This window comes from Streptomyces sp. NPDC101227, assembly GCF_044767545.1.
Classification (GTDB): domain Bacteria; phylum Actinomycetota; class Actinomycetes; order Streptomycetales; family Streptomycetaceae; genus Streptomyces.
Genome location: NZ_JBIWOD010000009.1, coordinates 140,485 through 159,398 on the forward strand (window position 1 = coordinate 140,485; position 18,914 = coordinate 159,398).

The 18,914-nt window shown below is 74.3% G+C and carries 15 protein-coding genes and 1 riboswitch; of the genes, 7 read left to right on the forward strand and 8 right to left on the reverse strand.

The window, feature by feature from the left end:
* Positions 1-499 precede the first annotated feature (499 nt).
* Complete coding sequence (gene tsaD / locus ACIRPT_RS22365; RefSeq protein WP_403829653.1) at positions 500-1,573, reverse strand: tRNA (adenosine(37)-N6)-threonylcarbamoyltransferase complex transferase subunit TsaD; 1,074 nt, start codon at positions 1,571-1,573, stop codon at positions 500-502.
* A 207-nt stretch (positions 1,574-1,780) separates the two neighbouring features.
* Between tsaD and cbiE the strand changes: the two genes are divergently transcribed.
* The 3 genes from cbiE (at position 1,781) to ACIRPT_RS22380 (ending at position 5,294) form a co-directional block, all read left to right on the forward strand.
* Positions 1,781-3,043, forward strand: a complete 1,263-nt coding sequence (gene cbiE, locus ACIRPT_RS22370; protein ID WP_403829655.1) for a precorrin-6y C5,15-methyltransferase (decarboxylating) subunit CbiE — start codon at positions 1,781-1,783, stop codon at positions 3,041-3,043.
* 46 nt (positions 3,044-3,089) lie between these two features.
* Positions 3,090-3,863 carry a precorrin-4 C(11)-methyltransferase gene (cobM, locus tag ACIRPT_RS22375; RefSeq protein ID WP_403829658.1) on the forward strand — a complete coding sequence of 258 codons (774 nt, stop codon included), beginning with the start codon at positions 3,090-3,092 and terminating at the stop codon, positions 3,861-3,863.
* 150 nt (positions 3,864-4,013) lie between these two features.
* Positions 4,014-5,294: an MFS transporter gene (locus ACIRPT_RS22380; protein ID WP_403829661.1), complete on the forward strand. Its 1,281-nt coding sequence runs from the start codon at positions 4,014-4,016 to the stop codon at positions 5,292-5,294.
* Between the two features lie 172 nt (positions 5,295-5,466).
* Here the strand turns inward: ACIRPT_RS22380 and ACIRPT_RS22385 are convergent, their stop codons facing one another.
* Positions 5,467-6,624: a cobalt-precorrin-5B (C(1))-methyltransferase gene (locus ACIRPT_RS22385; RefSeq protein ID WP_403829664.1), complete on the reverse strand. Its 1,158-nt coding sequence runs from the start codon at positions 6,622-6,624 to the stop codon at positions 5,467-5,469.
* Positions 6,625-6,641: 17 nt separating this feature from the next.
* Between ACIRPT_RS22385 and ACIRPT_RS22390 the strand changes: the two genes are divergently transcribed.
* Together ACIRPT_RS22390 and ACIRPT_RS22395 are read left to right on the forward strand one after the other, a co-directional pair.
* Complete coding sequence (locus tag ACIRPT_RS22390; protein ID WP_403829667.1) at positions 6,642-7,424, forward strand: cobalt-precorrin-6A reductase; 783 nt, start codon at positions 6,642-6,644, stop codon at positions 7,422-7,424.
* A gap of 70 nt (positions 7,425-7,494) precedes the next feature.
* A complete protein-coding gene (locus tag ACIRPT_RS22395; protein WP_403500121.1) occupies positions 7,495-8,052 on the forward strand; it encodes a CchlQ in 558 nt (185 codons plus the stop codon).
* A gap of 52 nt (positions 8,053-8,104) precedes the next feature.
* Here ACIRPT_RS22395 and ACIRPT_RS22400 read toward each other — a convergent pair whose 3' ends face one another.
* From ACIRPT_RS22400 to cobG, 4 genes are all read right to left on the reverse strand, one after another.
* Positions 8,105-8,674 (reverse strand): carbonic anhydrase, encoded by a 570-nt coding sequence (locus ACIRPT_RS22400; protein WP_403500124.1) that lies wholly within the window; start codon positions 8,672-8,674, stop codon positions 8,105-8,107.
* Positions 8,675-9,116: 442 nt separating this feature from the next.
* Positions 9,117-10,661: a precorrin-2 C(20)-methyltransferase gene (locus ACIRPT_RS22405; protein WP_403830006.1), complete on the reverse strand. Its 1,545-nt coding sequence runs from the start codon at positions 10,659-10,661 to the stop codon at positions 9,117-9,119.
* Complete coding sequence (locus tag ACIRPT_RS22410) at positions 10,658-11,284, reverse strand: precorrin-8X methylmutase (RefSeq protein ID WP_403830008.1); 627 nt, start codon at positions 11,282-11,284, stop codon at positions 10,658-10,660. Before ACIRPT_RS22410 ends, ACIRPT_RS22405 begins: the two co-directional genes overlap by 4 nt.
* Before the next feature lie 7 nt (positions 11,285-11,291).
* Positions 11,292-12,650, reverse strand: coding sequence for a precorrin-3B synthase (gene cobG / locus ACIRPT_RS22415; protein WP_403829669.1), 1,359 nt, complete (start codon positions 12,648-12,650; stop codon positions 11,292-11,294).
* Positions 12,651-12,820: 170 nt separating this feature from the next.
* Positions 12,821-12,893, forward strand: a riboswitch (cobalamin riboswitch).
* Positions 12,894-12,949: 56 nt separating this feature from the next.
* Here cobG and cobN point away from each other — a divergent pair.
* Both cobN and ACIRPT_RS22425 read left to right on the forward strand, forming a co-directional pair.
* Positions 12,950-16,555, forward strand: coding sequence for a cobaltochelatase subunit CobN (gene cobN, locus ACIRPT_RS22420; RefSeq protein WP_403829671.1), 3,606 nt, complete (start codon positions 12,950-12,952; stop codon positions 16,553-16,555).
* A gap of 156 nt (positions 16,556-16,711) precedes the next feature.
* Positions 16,712-16,999, forward strand: a complete 288-nt coding sequence (locus tag ACIRPT_RS22425) for a hypothetical protein (protein ID WP_403829673.1) — start codon at positions 16,712-16,714, stop codon at positions 16,997-16,999.
* 21 nt (positions 17,000-17,020) lie between these two features.
* Here ACIRPT_RS22425 and ACIRPT_RS22430 read toward each other — a convergent pair whose 3' ends face one another.
* Positions 17,021-17,551, reverse strand: coding sequence for a hypothetical protein (locus ACIRPT_RS22430; RefSeq protein ID WP_403829676.1), 531 nt, complete (start codon positions 17,549-17,551; stop codon positions 17,021-17,023).
* Positions 17,552-17,627: 76 nt separating this feature from the next.
* Positions 17,628-18,830 carry an MFS transporter gene (locus tag ACIRPT_RS22435; RefSeq protein ID WP_403830011.1) on the reverse strand — a complete coding sequence of 401 codons (1,203 nt, stop codon included), beginning with the start codon at positions 18,828-18,830 and terminating at the stop codon, positions 17,628-17,630.
* Positions 18,831-18,914 lie beyond the last annotated feature (84 nt).

An 18,914-nucleotide genomic window follows, 5' to 3' on the forward strand; every position in this document is an offset into this window, starting at 1 on the left:
GTCCTCGTGAACGATGGCGGCTGCGGGCGGTACGGGGTGGTGATTGTGTCGGGGCGAACGGGGGGAGCGAAACCCCTGAGGGAATCGAGGTGTTGCGGTGCGGGAGTTGCGTCCCGCGAGCGTCCCGCGACGTGTCCTGCGGTGCGTCCCAGTGTTGCGTCCCTGCGATACGTCCCTGTGATGTGTTCTGCGGTGAGTGCTGCGTGTGCGTTACTCCAGGTAAGGCTCGATGCCCGACGAAGGAATGATCGAAGATCGTCCAGGCACTTTAGCCGCTCGCCGGGATCGGGCAACTTCCGTATCGCCCTCTGCCGTTGAGGCACCATTCGCGCAGGTCATCCCGCGATCGCCGGACTTCCGCCGTACGGCGAAGCGGCGGCCGCCATGACGCCGCGCGCCCAATGCGCGCGCGACCAGCGGGGATGCGGGCGCCCGCCCAGGGCCCCGGTTTCGGGCCCCTCCGTCGCTGGACCGCCCCGGGCGCCCGGTCCTGCCCCTGCTACGCCGCCCGGACCCGCCCCCCGGCCACCGGATGCAGCGCCGCGAACTCCAAGGGCGCCGACGGGTCGACCGACACCTCCAGCGGCGCGGGCTCGGCCCCCGCCCGGACCAGCAGGTCCCCGACCGCCGCGATCATCGCGCCGTTGTCCGTGCACAGCCGCAGCGGTGGCACCCGCAGGCGGATCCCCGCCGCCGCGCAGCGCTCCTCGGCCAGCGACCGCACGCGCGAATTGGCGGCCACCCCGCCCACCACGACCAGCGTGGCGACGCCGTGCTCGGTGCACGCGGCCACCGCCTTGCGGGTCAGGACATCCGCCACCGCCTCCTGGAGCGAGGCCGCGCCGTCGGCGAGGGGGAGGGGGCGGCCCGCGGCGCGGTGGCTCTCCGCCCACCTGGCCGCCGCCGTCTTCAGACCCGAGAAGGAGAAGGTGAAGCGGTTCGACCGCGGGCCCGCGGTCAGCGGGCGGGGAAAGGGGACAGCGCGCGGATCCCCCTCGCGCGCTGTCCGGTCAATGGCCGGGCCGCCGGGATACGGCAGCCCGAAGACCCGGGCGACCTTGTCGAAGCACTCGCCGGCGGCGTCGTCCAGGGTGTCGCCGAGGTGCACGATCGGGTCGCGCGCCAGGTCACGTACGAGAAGGAGGGAGGTGTGGCCGCCGGAGACGATCAGGACGACGCAGGGGTCGGGCAGCGGGCCGTGCTCGAGGGTGTCGGCCGCGACATGCCCCGCCAGGTGGTGCACCCCGTACAACGGCACGCCGAGCGCATACGCCAGCCCCTTGGCCCCCGCCAGCCCCACCTGAAGGGCACCGGACAGCCCCGGTCCCGTCGTCACCGCCACCGCCCCGATGTCCCCGGCCCGCAGCCCCGCATCGGCCAGCGCGGCCCGTACGACCGGGGTCAGGGCGTGCACATGGGCGCGGGCCGCGATCTCGGGGACGACGCCGCCGAACCGCGCGTGCTCGTCCATGCTCGACGCCAGCGCCTGCCCGAGCAGCCGGCCGTTCCGCACCAGCCCGGCGCCCGTCTCGTCGCATGACGATTCGATCCCCAGCACCACCGGCGAGTCCACCGAGCCGCGCCTCCGTTCCGTCCTGAGTTCTTCTCCCTTGGCAGTAATTGCAAACTATATGCAATAAGCGTCGGGTGGGGGCCGGTGGGTGGCCATGGCTCCGCCCCCACCGGCGATCCGTACTCGCCGGTCAGTAGAGTTCCCCTCCCAGCCCCTCCCGCCCCCTCCACCTCCCTTTCCGCCCGAACGAACCCCGAGGTACCGGCAGTGAGCCCCGCACCACCCCTCTCCGTAGTCGGCATCGGGGCCGACGGCTGGGACGGTCTGCCGGCCGGCTCCCAGCGGGTCCTGCGCGAGGCCGAGGTGCTGATCGGCGGGGCGCGGCAGCTGGCGCTGCTGCCCGCCGAGTGCGCGGGCGAGCGGGTGCCGTGGCCGTCGCCATTGCGGCCCGCCGTGCCGGGGCTGCTCGCCGCGCACGCCGGGCGCCGGATCTCCGTGCTGGCCAGCGGCGATCCGATGTTCTACGGGATCGGGCGGACGCTGAACGAGGTGGCCGGGACGTCCCTTCGCGTGCTGCCGCACCCCTCCTCCGTCTCCTACGCCTGCGCGCGGCTCGGCTGGCCGGTGGAGGAGACGGAGGTCGTCACGCTGGTCGGGCGGCCCGCCGAGAGCCTGGCCGGGGCGCTGTACGACGGGCGGCGGCTGCTGGTGCTGTCCGCCGGTGCGGGCACCCCCGCCGAGGTCGCCGCGCTGCTCCGCGCCCACGGCTTCGGCCCGACCCGTATGCGGATCCTCGAACAGCTCGGCGGCGAGCGTGAACGGGTCGCCGAGGGCACCGCGGCGGGCTGGGCGGAGCCGTCCGAGGCCGGCTCCCACGACATCGACCCCCTCAACGTCATCGCGCTCGACTGCGTCCGCGAGTCCGAAGCCCGCCGCCTCTCCCTCGTCCCGGGCCTGCCCGACGACGCCTACGAGCACGACGGCCAGTTGACCAAGCGCCATGTCCGCGCCGCCACCCTCGCCGCGCTGGCCCCCGCCCCCGGCGAACTCCTCTGGGACATCGGCGGCGGCTCCGGCTCCATCGCCATCGAGTGGCTGCGCGCGCACCGCAGCTGCCGCGCCGTCAGCGTGGAACGCGATCCGGTACGGGCCGAGCGCATCGGCCGTAACGCCCGGTCGCTGGGGGTGCCGGGGCTGCGCGTCGTCACCGGCGCCGCGCCCGCCGCGCTGGAGGGTCTGGCGGTGCCGGACGCGGTGTTCATCGGCGGCGGACTGACCGCCCCCGGGCTGCTGGACGCGTGCTGGCAGGCGCTGCCACCGGGCGGCCGGATCGTCGCCAATACCGTGACGCTGGAGTCCGAGGCGCTGCTCGCCGACCACTACCGACGCCACGGCGGCGACCTCGTACGCCTCGCCGTCGCACACGCCGTCCCGGTCGGCGGCTTCACGGGCTGGCGGCAGGCGATGCCGGTCACCCAGTGGGCGGCCGTGAAGCCGGCCGGTGGCGAGGCGGGGCGCTGTTTCACGTGAAACCACGCCGCACACCACCCACGGAGCACCTGGAGAACGAGCAGCGATGACCGTTTACTTCATCGGCGCGGGCCCCGGCGCCGCCGACCTGATCACCGTGCGCGGCGCCCGCACCCTCGCCTCCTGCGGCGTCTGCCTGTACGCGGGCAGCCTGGTGCCGCGCGAGCTGCTGGCCGAATGCCCGCCCGGCGCCCGGCTCATCGACACCGCGCAGATGGACCTCGACGCCATCGTCGGAGAGCTGGTCCGCGCCCACGAGGAGGGCAAGGACGTCGCCCGGCTGCACTCCGGCGACCCGTCCGTCTTCAGCGCCGTCGCCGAGCAGATGCGCCGCCTTGACGCGGCAGGGGTGCCGTACGAGGTGGTGCCGGGCGTCCCGGCCTTCGCCGCCGCGGCCGCAGCCCTCAAGCGCGAACTGACGGTCCCCACCGTCGGCCAGACCGTCATCCTCACCCGCGTCGCCCAGCGCGCCACCCCCATGCCCGAAGGCGAGGACCTGGCCACCCTCGGCCGCAGCGGCGCCCTCCTGGTCCTCCACCTGGCCGCCATGTACGTCGACCGGGTCGTCGCCGAACTCCTCCCGCACTACGGCGCCGACTGCCCCGCCGCCGTCGTCGCGATGGCCTCCCGCCCCGACGAACTCGTCCTGCGCGGCACCCTCGCCGACATCGCCGGCCAGGTGAAGGACGCCGGGGTGGTCCGGACGGCCGTGATCATGGTCGGCCGGACGCTGGGCGCCGAGCAGTTCCGTGACAGCCATCTGTACTCGTCGACCCGGGAGCGGCCGCACGCTCCCTGCGACGCACCGCCTCAGGGGTAGCGCCTCAGGGGTGGCGCCTCAGGGGTGGCGGCACAGCCCACAACGCATGGTTGTGGACGACCGTCGGCCCGGTTGTTTGATTGTCCGGCCTGCCGCTCGCTTTGATGGCTCCGCCCACACGAGGTGGTTCGAGCGGACGGCGAGGCGAGGATGAAGGCCAAAACGGCCGGGCGGTCCCTGGGACGGCAGTTCGGGTGGCTCTGGGCGGCGTACGCGGCCAGCACGTTCGGCACCTGGCTCGCGTTCGACGCGCTCCCCCTCATCGCGATCCTCGTACTGCACGCCGGGTCGACCGAAGTGTCGTTGCTGGCCGCGGCGGGGCTGACGGTGGGGGCGGCGGTGGCCGTGCCGCTCGGCCCGTGGGTGGAGTTCCGCCGCAAGCGGCCGGTGATGATGGCGATGGACCTGACCCGGTTCGCGGCGTTGATCAGCATCCCCGCCGCGTTCGCGCTCGGCCATCTCACCTTCGTCCAGCTCCTGGTCGTATCGGCCGTCGTCGCCGCGGCCGACATCACCTTCAACGCGGCCGGCGGCGCATGCCTCAAAGCGCTCGTGCGGCCCGAGGACCTGCTCGCGGCGAACGGGCGCTTCGAGTCCACGACCTGGACCGCCACCGTGCTCGGGCCGCCGCTCGGCGGGGCCGCCATCGGGCTGTTCGGCCCGGTGATGACCGTGGTGGCCGACGCGGTCAGCTACCTGCTCTCCGCGGCGGGGATCCGCGCGATCGGCGGGCGGGAGCCGCGGCCGGTGCGCACCGAGGCCCCGCGGCTGCGCGCCGGCGACCTGCTCGTGGGGTGGCGCTACATCCTGAACCACCCGGCGCTGCGCCCGGTGTTCTTCAGCACGATCCTGTTCAACGGCCTGCTCATGGCGACCTCGCCGCTGCTCGCCGTCCTCATGCTCGGCCCCCTCGGGTTCGCACCCTGGCAGTACGGCCTCGCCTTCGCGGTGCCCTGCGTCGGCGGTCTGATCGGCTCACGACTGGCCCGCCCTCTCGTCGCGCGGTTCGGGCAGCACCGGGTGCTGTTCACCGCCGGGGCGCTGCGCGCGTGCTGGCTGGTCGGGCTGGCCCTCGTCCGCCCCGGCGTCGCCGGGCTCGTGATCGTCATGGCCGTCGAGCTGGGGCTGATCACCTGCTGCGGCGTGTTCAACCCGGTGCTCGCCACGTACCGGCTCGAACGGACGGCGACGGACCGGGTCGCCCGCACCCTGTCCGCGTGGTCGGCCACCGGCAAGGCCGCCACCGCCGCCATGACCGCCCTGTGGGGCCTGCTGGCCGCGGTCACCGGCCCCCGCACCGCGATCGCGATCGCCGGTCTCCTCATCCTGGCGACCCCGTTCCTGCTCCCCCGGCACGACGACGCGCCGCACCCCGGCGAGAACGGGGCCGGAGCCGCACGGGACACCCCGCAACTCGCCACCGAGTCCTGACCGCGCCGGGACTCCCGAACCCGGCACCGGCTCCCGGACTCGCCCGGGACTCCCTCCCGGCCGCAGACGCCGCCCGCTCGCCCCGGACTCCGCCGTTCGCCCCGGACGCCGCCACCAGCCCCGGACTCCAGCACTCGCCACGACTCCGGAAGACGGACCGCGGCGCCACGCCTCATGTGTCCCCCGGCCCCCGAGGCTCCGCCCGCCCCACCACCATCCCCGCCCGGTCGATGCAGATGACGTCGACGGACACCGGCGCCCCGCGCAGCACGGCCAGCGCCTCGTCGCGGGCCGTGGCCGCCACCAGGTCGCCCAGTGGCACCCCCGCCGCCTCGCACAGCCGGAGCGCGGCGAGCCCCGTATTGGCCTCGGCGACGGCGCCCGCCAGCTCTTCCCCCGCGCCGCCCCGCCGGGCCAGTCCGGCCAGGAAACCCTTGTCCACCTGCGACCGCGCGGAGTGCAGATCCAGGTGACCGGCCGCCAGCTTCGACAGCTTGGCGAAGCCGCCGCAGATCGTGAGCCGTTCGACGGGGTGCCGCCGGATGTACTTCAGCACCGCGCCCGCGAAGTCCCCCATGTCCAGCAGCGCGTCCTCGGGCAGGTGGTGCAGGGCGACCACGGTCTTCTCCGACGTCGAACCCGTACACCCCGCCACATGCCGCCGCCCCGCCGCACGCGCCACATCCACCCCGCGCCGGATGGAGTCGATCCAGGCGGAGCACGAGTACGGCACGACGATCCCGGTGGTCCCCAGGATGGACAGCCCGCCCAGGATCCCCAGCCGGGGGTTCCACGTACTGCGGGCGATCTCCTCCCCGTGATCCACCGAGATCTCGACCTCGACGTCGGCCGCCGTGCCCCCGTACCGCGCGGCCACCGCCGCCAGATGCTCGCGCATCATCTCCCTCGGTACGGGATTGATCGCGGGTTCGCCGACATCCAGGGGGAGGCCGGGACGGGTGACGGTCCCGACCCCGGGGCCGGCGCGGAACACCACCCCCGAGCCGGGCGCCAGCCTCCGCACCCGCGCCCGCACCAGTGCCCCGTGCGTCACATCCGGATCGTCCCCGGCGTCCTTCACCACGCCGGCCATGGCGCCGCTCCGGTCCGGCGCCAGCTCCTCCACCGCAAGGGCAAAGGACGGCGTCTGCCCCTTGGGCAGCGTGATCGTCACCGGATCCGGGAACTCGCCGCTCAGCAGCGCCGTGTACGCGGCCGTGCTCGCCGCCGTCGCACACGCCCCGGTGGTCCACCCGGGCCGCAGCCCGGTGTGCGCGAGCTGGGCGGCCCGGCCGCCGCTCGCCGTACCCTTCGACTGCGCTTCAGCCATGGAGGAAATCACCGCTCATGCACGACGACCGCCCCGCCCACGTCCTGATCCTCGGCGGTACGACCGAGGCCCGCCGCCTCGCCGGCATGCTCGCGGCGGAGCCGGGCCCGCGCGTGACGACCTCGCTCGCCGGCCGGGTCGCCGCGCCCCGGCTGCCCGCCGGGGAGGTACGCATCGGAGGGTTCGGCGGCCCCGCGGGCCTCGCCCGCTGGCTGCGCGAGCACGCGGTGGACGCGCTCATCGACGCCACCCATCCTTTCGCCGGCACGATCAGTCACAACGCGGCCGAGGCGGCCGCCACCGCCCATGTTCCCCTGCTGGCCCTCCGCCGCCCCGGCTGGGTACCGGCCCCGGGCGACGACTGGCACCCGGCCGCCTCCCTCGACGAGGCCGCCGCCCTCCTCCGCACCCTCCCCGTCACCCGCGTCTTCCTCACCACCGGCCGCATGGGCCTCACCCACTTCGCCCACCTCACCGACCTCTGGTTCCTCGTCCGCTCCGTGGACGCCCCCGAACCCCCGCACCCGCCCCGGATGACGACCCTCCTGGACCGCGGCCCCTTCACCCTGGACGGCGAGCGTGCCCTCCTCCGCGAGCACCGCATCGACGTCCTGGTGACCAAGGACAGCGGCGCCGCGGCCACCGCCGCCAAGCTGACGGCGGCGCGCGAGGCGGGCCTGCCGGTCATCGTCGTGACCCGCCCGCCGACGCCGGAAGGTGTCCCGGAGGTGGCGGATCCGGCGGCGGCGCTGGAGTGGTGGCGGCGCCTTCCGGGGACGGCACCGGGCCGAGCGAATTGATCGCGGCGCAGCCCGAGTTGAGCGATGCTGAGCGATACTGCCTGACGCCACGACTCCATGAGGGGGACGCATGGACTGGGGGACCCTCGTCGCGACGGTGAGCGGCGGCCTGATGGCGATCTCCGGCACCGTCCTGGCGGACCGCCTCCGTCAGCGCCACGAGACCGACCGCGGCAGCGAAGCGCGACGGCGGGCGGTCTACATCGAGTTCATCACCGCCGCCGGGGTGTGCCATACGCGCCTGCGGCGCATCGCCCAGGACCCGGCCGCCGAGCCCGATCCCGACGCCGCCGCCCGCGCGGCGCTGAACGACGCCGCGATCCACGAGGTACGCGAGCGGCTGTTCATCGACGCGACGACCGGGATCGCCGGCGCCGGACAGGAGATGTTCGAGCGCCTGCGCGCCCTCCAACGGGCGGTCGCCGCGGGCGCCGGACACACCTCACCCGCCTTCCACGACGTCTACCACCCCTACCTCTCGGCCGTCTGGGCCTACCGCGTGGCGGTCCGCACGGAACTGGAGGGCGAGGCCCTGACGCCAAGGGTGTTCGGCTGGGACGAATGGGACGGAACGGACCGCTGCGCGCTGTGCCGGGAGCCCTTGAGCACGGCTCCGGCGTCCGGGTGACCAGGAACGGCGCCGGTCGGGCAAGGGGGTCCGTTCGTCCCGGCCGGCCGGCTCAGGACGGCTCGCCGGACAGAATTTGCACCTTGCCGGAGTCGAGCGAGTAGTAGGCGCCGACCACGGCAAGGGCGCCCTTCTTCACGAGGGGGGCGAGGTCCTGATTGGTGCGCAGACCGTCGGCGGTCAACGTGACCTGGGCGCGGGCCATGGCCTCGACCGGGTCGGCGCCGCCCTCCCCTTCCACCTGCTCGTACGCGGGCCGCAGGGCCTTGACGATCGCCTGCAGGTTCCCGGGCAGCGGTTCGCCGTCGCGAAGGGACGTGTACGCGGCCTTGACGGCGCCGCAGCGCTGATGCCCGAGGACCACGATGAGCGGGGTGCCGCTGGTCATGGGCCCGTACTCGACGGAGCCGGTGACCACCGGGCCGACCGCCTCGCCGCCCGTGCGCATCACGTAAAGGTCGCCGAGCCCGGTGTCGAAGAGGAGCTCGGGCGGCACCCGGGAGTCGATGCACGCGAGGACCGCCCCGAAGGGCTTCTGTTCCTGGGCCACGAACTGACGCCGGTTCGGATCCCGGTCGGGGTGCTGAAGGTCTCCGCTGACCCAGCGTTTGTTGCCGTCCATCAGCCGGGCAAATGCCGCGGCGGGTGTGGTCGGGCGCGGGCTCGGACTCGGGCTCGGGCTCGGCGAAGCGCCGGCCGCCGCCGGGGCCGTCCTCGTCGCGGAACACCCCGCGAGCGCGACCGTGGCGCCCGCAAGTCCGCCGGCCAGCAGCGCCCTACGATCCAGACGTCCCGCTGTGTCCATCGGCCGTTCCCTTCGCGCCGCTCAGACTGCCCTGCGTCCTGTCCCCGCGTCGTGATCGGGGCCATTGTTCAGCGGGAGTGGGCGACCTCGCAGGAGGCGCGGGCGGGCGCGGGCCACGTTGCCACCGACGGCCCAGGGACCGGCTCGGGTGGCGGCGTGAGCGTCCGGGCCAAGACCCCTACCGGTCCGAGTAGCCCCAGCGCCCACGCCCGACGGCCCCCGCCCAACCCGGCAGGGGCCGTCGGTCAGGCCGCGGATCTCAGGCCTCCGGATACCTCCGAGGCGTCCACACCACGTCCTGGTCCGTGCCGTCGTCGCGCCGGACCGCCTGGGTCTGGGACGAGCCGATGAGCAGGAGGGTGCGCATGTCGACCTGGGTGGGGTCGAGGTCGGTGAGGCGGACGGTGCGGACGGATTCCTCGGGGCCGCCGACGTCGCGGGCGAGGACGACCGGGGTGTCCGGGGCGCGGTGTTCCAGGAGGAGTTCGCGGGTCTTGGCGACCTGCCAGGTGCGGCTGCGGGAGCCGGGGTTGTAGAGGGCCAGGACCAGGTCGGCGGCGGCCGCCGCGTGCAGGCGTTCGGCGATGACTTCCCAGGGCTTGAGGCGGTCGGAGAGGGAGATCACCGCGTAGTCGTGGCCGAGGGGGGCGCCGGCGCGGGCCGCGGCGGCGTTGGCGGCGGTGACGCCGGGCAGGACGCGTACGGGGACGGAGCGGTAGGGGGGCTGGGCGGCGACCTCGAGGACGGCCGTGGCCATGGCGAAGATGCCGGGGTCGCCGCCGGAGACGACGGCCACCCGGCGGCCGCGGCGGGCCAGGTCGAGGGCGAGCTCGGCGCGTTCGGACTCGACCTTGTTGTCGGAGCCGTGACGGCGCTGGCCGGGGCGTACCGGGACGCGGTCGAGGTAGGTGGTGTAGCCGACGAGGTCCTCGGCGGCGGCGAGCGCGCCGCGGGACTCCGGGGTCAGCCACAGGGGGCCGGCCGGGCCGGTGCCGACGACCACGACCTCGCCCACGGCCTCACCCGTCGCAGCGTCGGCGGGTGCCGGCGGGTTGGCGATCCGGCTGGGGACGACGGCCACGGAGAAGTACGGGACGGTGTCGGAGTCGATGGCCGACAGGGCGGCCGTGCGCTCGCCCTGCATGGTGGCGCGTTCGACGTAGCAGGCTTCCGGGAGCCGGCCGGAGCGTTCCATGGCGCGGCGGACGGTGGGGAAGGTGCGGCCCAGCTTCATGACGACGGCGGCGTCGGTGGCGGCCAGGCGGGCCGTCAGCTCTTCCTCCGGGAGCGTGCCGGGGAGGATCGTCAGGACCTCGTCCGCCTCCGCGAGGGGCTTGCCCAGGCGGGCCGCGGCGGCGCTGATCGAGGTGACGCCGGGGATGACCTCGGTCGGGTAGCGGTGGGCCAGCCGCTTGTGCATGTGCTGGTAGGAGCCGTAGAAGAGTGGGTCGCCCTCGGAGATGACGGCGACGGTGCGGCCGGCGTCCAGGTGGGCGGCGAGGCGCGCCGCCGCGGCTTCGTAGAACTCGTCCAGCGCACCGCGGTAGCCGCCGGGGTGGTCGGTCGACTCGGTGGTGACCGGGTAGACCAGCGCCTCTTCGATGTGGTCGGGGCGGAGGTGCTCGGCGGCGATGGAACGCGCGATGGAACGTCCGTGCCGGGCGCTGTGGTACGCCACCACATCGGCTCCGGCGATGACCTGGACGGCTCGTACCGTCATCAGGGACGGGTCGCCGGGGCCCAGCCCGACGCCGTACAGACGGCCCGTGGTGCGGTCGTTGGGCTGCTGCTCGCTCACGCTTATTCTTCCTCGCTCGCTATGGCGTTGATGGCGGCCGCGGTCATGGCGCTGCCGCCGCGCCGCCCGCGCACCACGATGTGGTCCAGCTTCGACGGGTGGGCGACCAGCGCGTCCTTGGACTCGGCCGCGCCGATGAAGCCGACGGGTATGCCGATGACGGCGGCCGGGCGGGGCGCGCCCTCCTCGATCATCTCCAGGAGGCGGAAGAGGGAGGTGGGGGCGTTGCCGATCGCCACCACCGAGTCCTCCATGCGGTCCCGCCACAGCTCCATGGCGGCGGCGCTGCGGGTGGTGCCCAGCCGGGCGGCCAGGTCCGGGACGGAGGGGTCGGCCAGGGTGCAGACGACGTCGTTGTCCGCGGGCAGCCGCTTGCGGGTCACGCCGCTGGCGACCATGTTGGCGTCGCACAGGATCGGCGCGCCGGAGCGGAGCGCGGCGCGGGCGCTCGCCACCACCGTCGGGGTGTAGGCCAGGTCGCGTACGAGGTCGACCATGCCGCAGGCGTGGATCATCCGGACCGCGACCTGGCTGACGTCGGCGGGCAGGCCCGCGAGGTCCGCCTCGGCGCGGATGGTGGCGAAGGACTGGCGGTAGATCGCCGCGCCGTCCTTCTCGTACTCGAACACTGTCACGTTACGGGGCCTTCGGGGTGGTGGGGACGGGATGGGGAACGGGAGCCGGCGGGCGTACGACGGAGGTCCGGTAGCCGCCCGGTGCGGTGGCGTCGGCCAGGACGTCGATCCAGGCGCCGCCCTGCGGATGGCCGCAGCGGCGCTCGCACCCCGACCAGTGGACGGGGAGGCCGGCGCCGGCCTCGGGGGTCGTGCCGCCGCTGACCGCATGCGCGGCGTCGGCGCGCACGTCGGTACGGGACTTGGCGCAGCCGGGCAGTCCGGTACAGGCACCGATCCGGTACCAGGGGGAGTCGGGGTCGGTGACGAGCCCGGCGGCGGCCAGCTCGCGCAGCCGGGCGGCGGCCACCGCGGCCGGCAGCCCGGGGACGATGACGCCGCGCCAGGGGGTGAGGCGGAGTTCGCCGGAGCCGTGGCCGGCGGCCGTGTCGGTCAGCAGGCGCCACTGGGGGAGGGTGAGGCGGCCGAGCGGGGGCAGGACGGAGAGGGCGCGGCGGCCGTCGGGGCCTTCGACTTCGCCGGGGAGGGGCGGGGCCGCGGGGGTCTCGTTCACGTCCGCGTTCACGTTCGCGTGCACGTCCGCGCGGGCGCCCACGTACTCCGCCGCGATCCCGGCCTCGTTCAGCCACCGCGCGACCCCACGCGCCGTCAGCGCATCCTCCGCCGGAAGTTCCCGCACCCGCCAGGCGCCGGACCCGCTCGCCTCCGCCGCCGCGAGGAACGCCTCCGCCGCCGCCAGCGCGGCCCGCGGCGCATCCGCCCCGGCGACCCGCACCGCAGCCGGATCGTCCCCGACGCGCAGCAGCGCACCGACCGGGCCGTCCCCGGAGCCGGTGGAGCCCCGCTCTGCGACCAACCTCACATCGCCGCCCAGCGCGGCCACATCCCCCCGCCCGCCGTCCAGGACGAACAGAAAACGGCCGGAGAGCGCCGGCGCGGTGGCGCTCGCGCACAGCAGCGCATCCAGCCGCCGGGCCCACAACCGCACGTCAGGCGGGGTGTGGAGGTCGAGTCCCGCGAGCGGGGAGGCGAGGATGTTGCGGATGCGTTCGTGGCGGGCGGAGGGGAGCAGCCCGGCGTCGCCGAGCAGACCGGCGAGCTCGCCGCCGCAGCCGTCCGGCAGGCCGCGCAGCTCCACGTTTCCCCGGGACGTCAGGGACAGCCGGCCGTCGCCGAGCCGGTCCGCGGCGTCGCCCAGCGCATGTGCCTGACGTACCGTCAGATCACCGGCGGGCACCCGCACTCGGGCCAGCTGACCGTCCGCCGCGGAGTGCAGTCGCAGCGCTCCCGGGCAGGCGTCACCGCGGTCCCGTACGGGCGGCGGGGCCCCAGGGGAGCGCGGCGAGGGGGTGGGCGGCATGGCGGCGAGCATACCCACGCCGGCGCGCCCCGGATCCGGGGCGGCGGGACCCGTCGGCAGTGCGCCCGGAGGCGCTCTCCCCCGTCCGCGGCGCAGCCCTTACTATGCAGGTCGGCGGATCGGCTGACCCGTCGGACGCCAGCGACGGCGCCGGGCCCCAGGGCCCGAGGGAGGAAGCCCGGTGAGAATCCGGCGCGGTCCCGCCACTGTGAACCCGGCCCCGGCCGGGTGAGTCAGGAACTCCCGCCGTCCTTACGACCACCCGGGGCGCGGACACCCCGAGGAAGGCCTGCGCTCGCATGCTTCTGCTGCTGTCGACCTCCGACACCGACCTGCTCAGCGCCCGCGCTGCCACCGGGCCCGTGCCGTACCGGCTCGCCAACCCCGCCCGCCTCGACCTCGACGAGCTGCCCGCGCTCCTGGAGGGCACCGACCTCGTCGTCGTACGCCTCCTGGGCGGCATCCGCGCCTGGCAGGAGGGCCTGGACCTGCTGCTCGCCGAGGACCAGCACCGGCCGGTGGTCGTCCTCACCGGTGAACAGGCGCCCGACGCCCAGCTCATGGAACAGTCCACGGTCCCCGTGGGTATCGCGGCGGAGTCGCACGCCTACCTCGCGCACGGCGGACCGGCCAACCTCGGCCAGCTCGCCAGCTTCCTCTCCGACACGGTCCTGCTCACCGGCCACGGCTTCGAGCCGCCCGCCGCCGCGCCCACCTGGGGCCCCCTGGAGCGCACGGCCCGTACGGACGTCACCGGCCCGACCGTCGCCGTGCTCTACTACCGCGCCCACCACATGAGCGGCAACACCGGCTTCGTCGCGGCCCTGTGCGACCAGATCGAGGAGGCGGGCGCGCGCCCCCTCCCGCTCTTCGTCGCCTCCCTCCGCGCCCCCGAGCCCGAGCTGATCGACGCGCTGCGCTCCGCCGACGCCATCGTCACCACCGTCCTTGCCGCGGGCGGCACCAAGCCCGCCGAGGCCTCGGCCGGCGGCGACGACGAGTCCTGGGACGCGGGCGCCCTCGCCGCCCTGGACGTGCCGATCCTCCAGGCGCTGTGCCTGACCGGATCGCGCGCCGCCTGGGAGGAGAACGATGAGGGGGTGTCCCCGCTGGACGCCGCCTCGCAGATCGCCGTCCCCGAGTTCGACGGGCGCCTGATCACCGTTCCGTTCTCCTTCAAGGAGGTCGACGAGGACGGCCTCCCGGTCTACGTCGCCGACCCCGAGCGCGCCGCCCGGGTCGCCGGTATCGCCGTGCGCCACGCCCGGCTGCGCCACATCCCGGCCGCGCAGAAGCGCCTGGCCCTGGTTCTCTCCGCCTACCCCACCAAGCACTCCCGCATCGGCAACGCCGTCGGCCTGGACACCCCGGCCTCCGCCGTCGCCCTGCTGCGCCGCCTCCGGGCGGAGGGCTACGACTTCGGCGACGAGGAGGTGCCGGGCCTGGCGTCCGGCGACGGCGACGAGCTGATCTACGCCCTCATCGAGGCCGGCGGCCACGACCAGGAGTGGCTCACCGAGGAGCAGCTGGCCCGCAACCCGGTCCGTATCCCGGCCGCGGACTACAAGCGCTGGTACGCCACCCTTCCGCAGGAACTGCGGGAGTCGGTGGAGGAGCACTGGGGTCCGCCGCCGGGCGAGATGTTCGTCGACCGGACGCACAACCCCGACGGCGACATCGTCCTCGCCGCCCTGCGCCGCGGCAATCTCCTCATCCTCATCCAGCCGCCGCGCGGCTTCGGCGAGAACCCGATCGCGATCTACCACGACCCCGATCTGCCGCCCTCGCACCACTACTTGGCGGCCTACCGCTGGATCGCGGCCTCCGCCGACGACGGCGGTTTTGGCGCCGACGCCATGGTCCACCTGGGCAAGCACGGCAACCTGGAGTGGCTGCCCGGCAAGAACGCCGGACTGTCCGCCGCCTGCGGCCCGGACGCCGCCCTCGGCGACCTGCCCCTCGTCTACCCCTTCCTCGTCAACGACCCCGGCGAGGGCACCCAGGCCAAGCGCCGCGTGCACGCCACCCTCGTCGACCACCTCGTCCCGCCGATGGCCCGCGCCGAGTCGTACGGCGACATCGCCCGCCTCGAGCAACTCCTCGACGAGTACGCCGCGATCTCCTCCATGGACCCGGCCAAGCTCCCCGCCATCCGCGCCCAGATCTGGACGCTGATCCAGGCCGCGAAGCTCGACCACGACCTGGGCCTGGAGGCCCGCCCCGACGACGAGGGCTTCGACGACTTCCTCCTGCACGTCGACGGCTGGCTGTGCGAGGTCAAGGACGCCCAGATCCGCGACGGTCTGCACGTCCTGGGCGGCGCCCCGGCCGGCGAGGCCCGCGTCAACCTCGTCCTCGCCATCCTCCGCGCCCGCCAGATCTGGGGCGGCAACTCCGCCCTGCCCGGCCTGCGCGAGGCGCTCGGCCTGGACGAGTCCGCCGCGACCCGTACGACGGCCGACGAGGCCGAGGAGGCGGCGCGCGCCCTGGTCCAGGCGATGGAGGACGCCGGCTGGAACCCGGACGCGGTGACGTCCGTGGGCGCCGACCACGGACAGCAGGTCCGCGACATCCTCGACTTCGCCGCCCGCCAGGTGGTCCCCCGGCTGGCCGCCACCACCGACGAACTCGACCACGCCGTCCACGCGCTGAACGGCGGCTTCGTCCCGGCCGGCCCCTCCGGCTCCCCGCTCCGCGGCCTGGTCAACGTCCTGCCGACCGGCCGCAACTTCTACTCCGTCGACCCCAAGGCCGTTCCCTCCCGGCTCGCCTGGGAGACCGGCCAGGCGCTCGCCGACTCCCTCCTGGAGCGCTACCGGACCGACAACGGCGACTGGCCGCAGTCGGTCGGCCTGTCCCTGTGGGGCACCAGTGCCATGCGCACCAGCGGCGACGATGTCGCCGAGGCCCTGGCGCTGCTGGGCATCCGCCCGGTCTGGGACGACGCCTCCCGCCGCGTGACGGGCCTGGAGCCCATCCCCCTCGCCGAGCTGGGCCGCCCCCGCATCGACGTCACCCTGCGCATCTCCGGCTTCTTCCGCGACGCGTTCCCGCACGTCATCGGCCTGCTGGACGACGCCGTACGGCTCGCCGCGCAGCTGGACGAGCCCGCCGCGGACAACTTCATCCGCGCCCACGCGCAGGCCGACCTCGCCGCCCACGGCGACGAACGCCGCGCCACCACCCGCATCTTCGGCTCCCGCCCGGGGACGTACGGCGCGGGCCTGCTCCAGCTGATCGACTCCCGCGACTGGCGCACCGACGCCGACCTCGCCGAGGTCTACACCGTCTGGGGCGGCTACGCGTACGGCCGCGGCCTGGAGGGCCGCCCGGCCCGCGACGAGATGGAGACCGCCTACAAGCGCATCGCCGTCGCCGCGAAGAACACCGACACCCGCGAGCACGACATCGCCGACTCGGACGACTACTTCCAGTACCACGGCGGCATGGTCGCTACCGTCAAGGCGCTCAAGGGCAAGGCCCCCGAGGCGTACATCGGCGACTCCACCCGCCCCGAGACGGTCCGCACCCGCTCGCTGGTCGAGGAGACCTCCCGCGTCTTCCGCGCCCGCGTGGTCAACCCCCGCTGGATCGAGGCGATGCGCCGCCACGGCTACAAGGGCGCCTTCGAACTGGCCGCGACCGTCGACTACCTCTTCGGCTACGACGCCACCACCGGCGTCGTCGCCGACTGGATGTACGACAAGCTCGCCCAGACGTACGTCCTCGACCCCGAGAACCGCGCCTTCCTCCAGGACGCCAACCCCTGGGCCCTGCACGGCATCGCCGAACGCCTCCTGGAGGCCGAATCCCGCGGCATGTGGGAGAAGCCGGATGCGGAGACGCTGGCGGCGCTGCGGGAGGCCTTCCTGGAGACGGAGGGGGACCTGGAGGGCGAGGGCTGAGGGACGGCGGGCGTCGCGCTGCCGCTTTGCTCCATTCGGGTGAATGTCTCACCCTGGAAGAGCAGGCAGCGCGACGACGGTGCCGCCCTCGGCCGGTCACCTCGGTCCACGGGACCTCTCCTCGGGGGTCGCGCAGACAAGAGTGAGGTGGAGTCCATGAATGCGCGACACATGCGGCGCTCCTTCGCCGTGGCGGCAGCCGGCGCCCTGCTGGCGAGCGGCGCGGCGATGGGCACGGCGGGCGCTGCCGCGGCCGCCCCCGCGTCCTCGGCCACCGGCATCTCGACGGTCCACCACTACCGGTGCGTCTGGGTCGGGGGCCACTGGAACCGGATCTGGGTCCGGGACCACCACGATCACCACGGCGATCACGGCAGGGGCGACGGCCACTGGGTGAAGGTGTGGATCAGGGGCCACTGGAGCCCGCCGCACTGCAATCGCTAGCGGCCGCCGGCCGCCCGGGACTTACGGTGCCGGGTCCGGGTCGGTGAAGTAGGCGTAGGGCTCGTCGGACAGTCCGTCGTCACCCGCCAGCTGCATCCCGTACCGGACGGGCCGCTCCGGATAGAGGTACGGCAGCTGGGCGTACGTGTCGCGGAAGTCCCCGGCCGCGTCGACGAGGTGCAGTTCCTGGCCGTGCCGGAGCGGGGCGCCCGCCAGTACGGCCGGAACCGCCTCCTCGAACCCCGCCCGGTCGAGGACCACCTCGCGCCGCGTCCCGCCCTCCTCGTCCGCGTCCCGGATGAACCGGCGCAGATCCACATGGCCGGTGAGCCGGCCGTTCTCTATCAGCCACAGATCCGCGCTCTCGCCGTCGAAGTGGACGTCTATCCAGCCCTGGCGTTCCTCGGGATCCGGATGGTCGACGTACATCCCCTGCAACAGCGCGCGGATGTGCTCGCGCCTGGCGTAGACGAAGAACAGACTCCATTCGGTCTGGCCGGAGTAGGACTTCTCCAGCACATAGGCGCTCCGGCCCCGCGGCTCCTCGCTCATGCCCCTCACCATGCCAGGCGCCACTGACAACGCGCCCCGCCGCAGGGCCCCGACGCATGTGAACCGCGCGCTCGGGTCACCCGGCCCTTCCGGCCCTGTGCCGCCACACGGTCACGGCCATGAGGGCCGCGGTCGCCCCGCCCAGCATCATGACCGCCGACGGCGACGCACGGTCCACGACCAGACCGCCGGCCAGCGCGCCGAGCGAGATGGTCGCCTGGAACGACGCGGTGAACAGCACCGACGCGGCCTCCGGTGACCGGGGCGCGGACCGGGCGAACCACGTCTGGGACGAGACGGGAACGGCGCCGTAAGCCAGTCCCCAGACGATCAGCAGCGCGATCGCGCCCGGCTCCGACCGGCCGAACACCGGAAGCAGCAAGGTCGCGCCGGAGAGCGCGCACGCGGCGGCGCCGAACGTGGCACGCGGCCGGCGGGCGACGGCCGCGCCGCCGAGGAAGTTCCCGAGGACGCCGGCGGCCCCGTAGACGAGCAGGAAGACGGTGACCAACCCCGGGCCGACCCGGGTGACTTCACCGAGGAACGGCGTCACATACGTGTACGCGCCGAAATGGGCCAGCACGATCAGGAAGGTCGTGAGCAGCGAGAAGCGGACGCGGGCGCCGCGGAGCAGGGCGCGGAGCGCCGTGAGGCGGGTGGGCCGGACGGCGGGGAGCGGGGGGAGCAGGAGCATCAGCATGACGAGGACGGCCGTCGTGAGGATGCCCATGGCGAGGAACGCCGCGCGCCAGCCGGCGAGGTCGCCGAGGAAGGTGCCGGCGGGGACGCCGAGCACGGAGCCCAGGGGGACCGCGGAGAAGATCAGCGCCGTGGCGCGCGGGGCCGACTCCGGGCGGACGAGGCGGTCGGCCAGGCCGACGCCGATGGACCAGAAGCCGCCGATGGTGATCCCGACCAGGACGCGGGAGAGCAGGACCAGCCAGTAGAGCGGGGCGGCCGCGGCGAGGAAGTTGGCCAGCGCCAGGAGCAGGGTGAGGGCGCCGAGCATCAGGCGGCGGTCGAGGCGGGCGGTGGCCACGGTGACGGTGGGGGCGGCGACCGCGGCCAGGAGTCCGGGCAGGGTCATCATCAGCCCGGCCGTGCCGTCCGAGACGCGGAAGTCGGCGGCGATGGCCGTGAGCAGGCCGATCGGCAGGATCTCGGTGGTGACGATCGAGAAGATGCCCAGGGTGAGGGCGGTGACGGCGAGCCAGGAGACGAGGGGTCCGCGGGCGGCGGAAGTGTCCGTGGGCGCGGTGACGGCGGGTGCGGCAGGCATGGCGGTGTCCCGGGTGAGCGGTGGTGGCGGGGATGCGGTGCTCACCAGTCCAGCAGAGGCGCGGGACCCGGTCCGGCAGGTTTC

Bases quoted from the DNA above. Each gene is read 5' to 3' on its own strand.
- cobM (WP_403829658.1), top strand. From the start codon at position 3,090: ATGACCGTTTACTTCATCGGCGCGGGCCCCGGCGCCGCCGACCTGATC.
- ACIRPT_RS22380 (WP_403829661.1), top strand. From the start codon at position 4,014: ATGAAGGCCAAAACGGCCGGGCGGTCCCTGGGACGGCAGTTCGGGTGG.
- ACIRPT_RS22385 (WP_403829664.1), bottom strand. From the start codon at position 6,624: ATGGCTGAAGCGCAGTCGAAGGGTACGGCGAGCGGCGGCCGGGCCGCC.
- ACIRPT_RS22390 (WP_403829667.1), top strand. From the start codon at position 6,642: ATGCACGACGACCGCCCCGCCCACGTCCTGATCCTCGGCGGTACGACC.
- ACIRPT_RS22395 (WP_403500121.1), top strand. From the start codon at position 7,495: ATGGACTGGGGGACCCTCGTCGCGACGGTGAGCGGCGGCCTGATGGCG.
- ACIRPT_RS22400 (WP_403500124.1), bottom strand. From the start codon at position 8,674: ATGGACGGCAACAAACGCTGGGTCAGCGGAGACCTTCAGCACCCCGAC.
- cobG (WP_403829669.1), bottom strand. From the start codon at position 12,650: ATGCCGCCCACCCCCTCGCCGCGCTCCCCTGGGGCCCCGCCGCCCGTA.
- cobN (WP_403829671.1), top strand. From the start codon at position 12,950: ATGCTTCTGCTGCTGTCGACCTCCGACACCGACCTGCTCAGCGCCCGC.
- ACIRPT_RS22425 (WP_403829673.1), top strand. From the start codon at position 16,712: ATGAATGCGCGACACATGCGGCGCTCCTTCGCCGTGGCGGCAGCCGGC.
- ACIRPT_RS22430 (WP_403829676.1), bottom strand. From the start codon at position 17,551: ATGAGCGAGGAGCCGCGGGGCCGGAGCGCCTATGTGCTGGAGAAGTCC.
- ACIRPT_RS22435 (WP_403830011.1), bottom strand. From the start codon at position 18,830: ATGCCTGCCGCACCCGCCGTCACCGCGCCCACGGACACTTCCGCCGCC.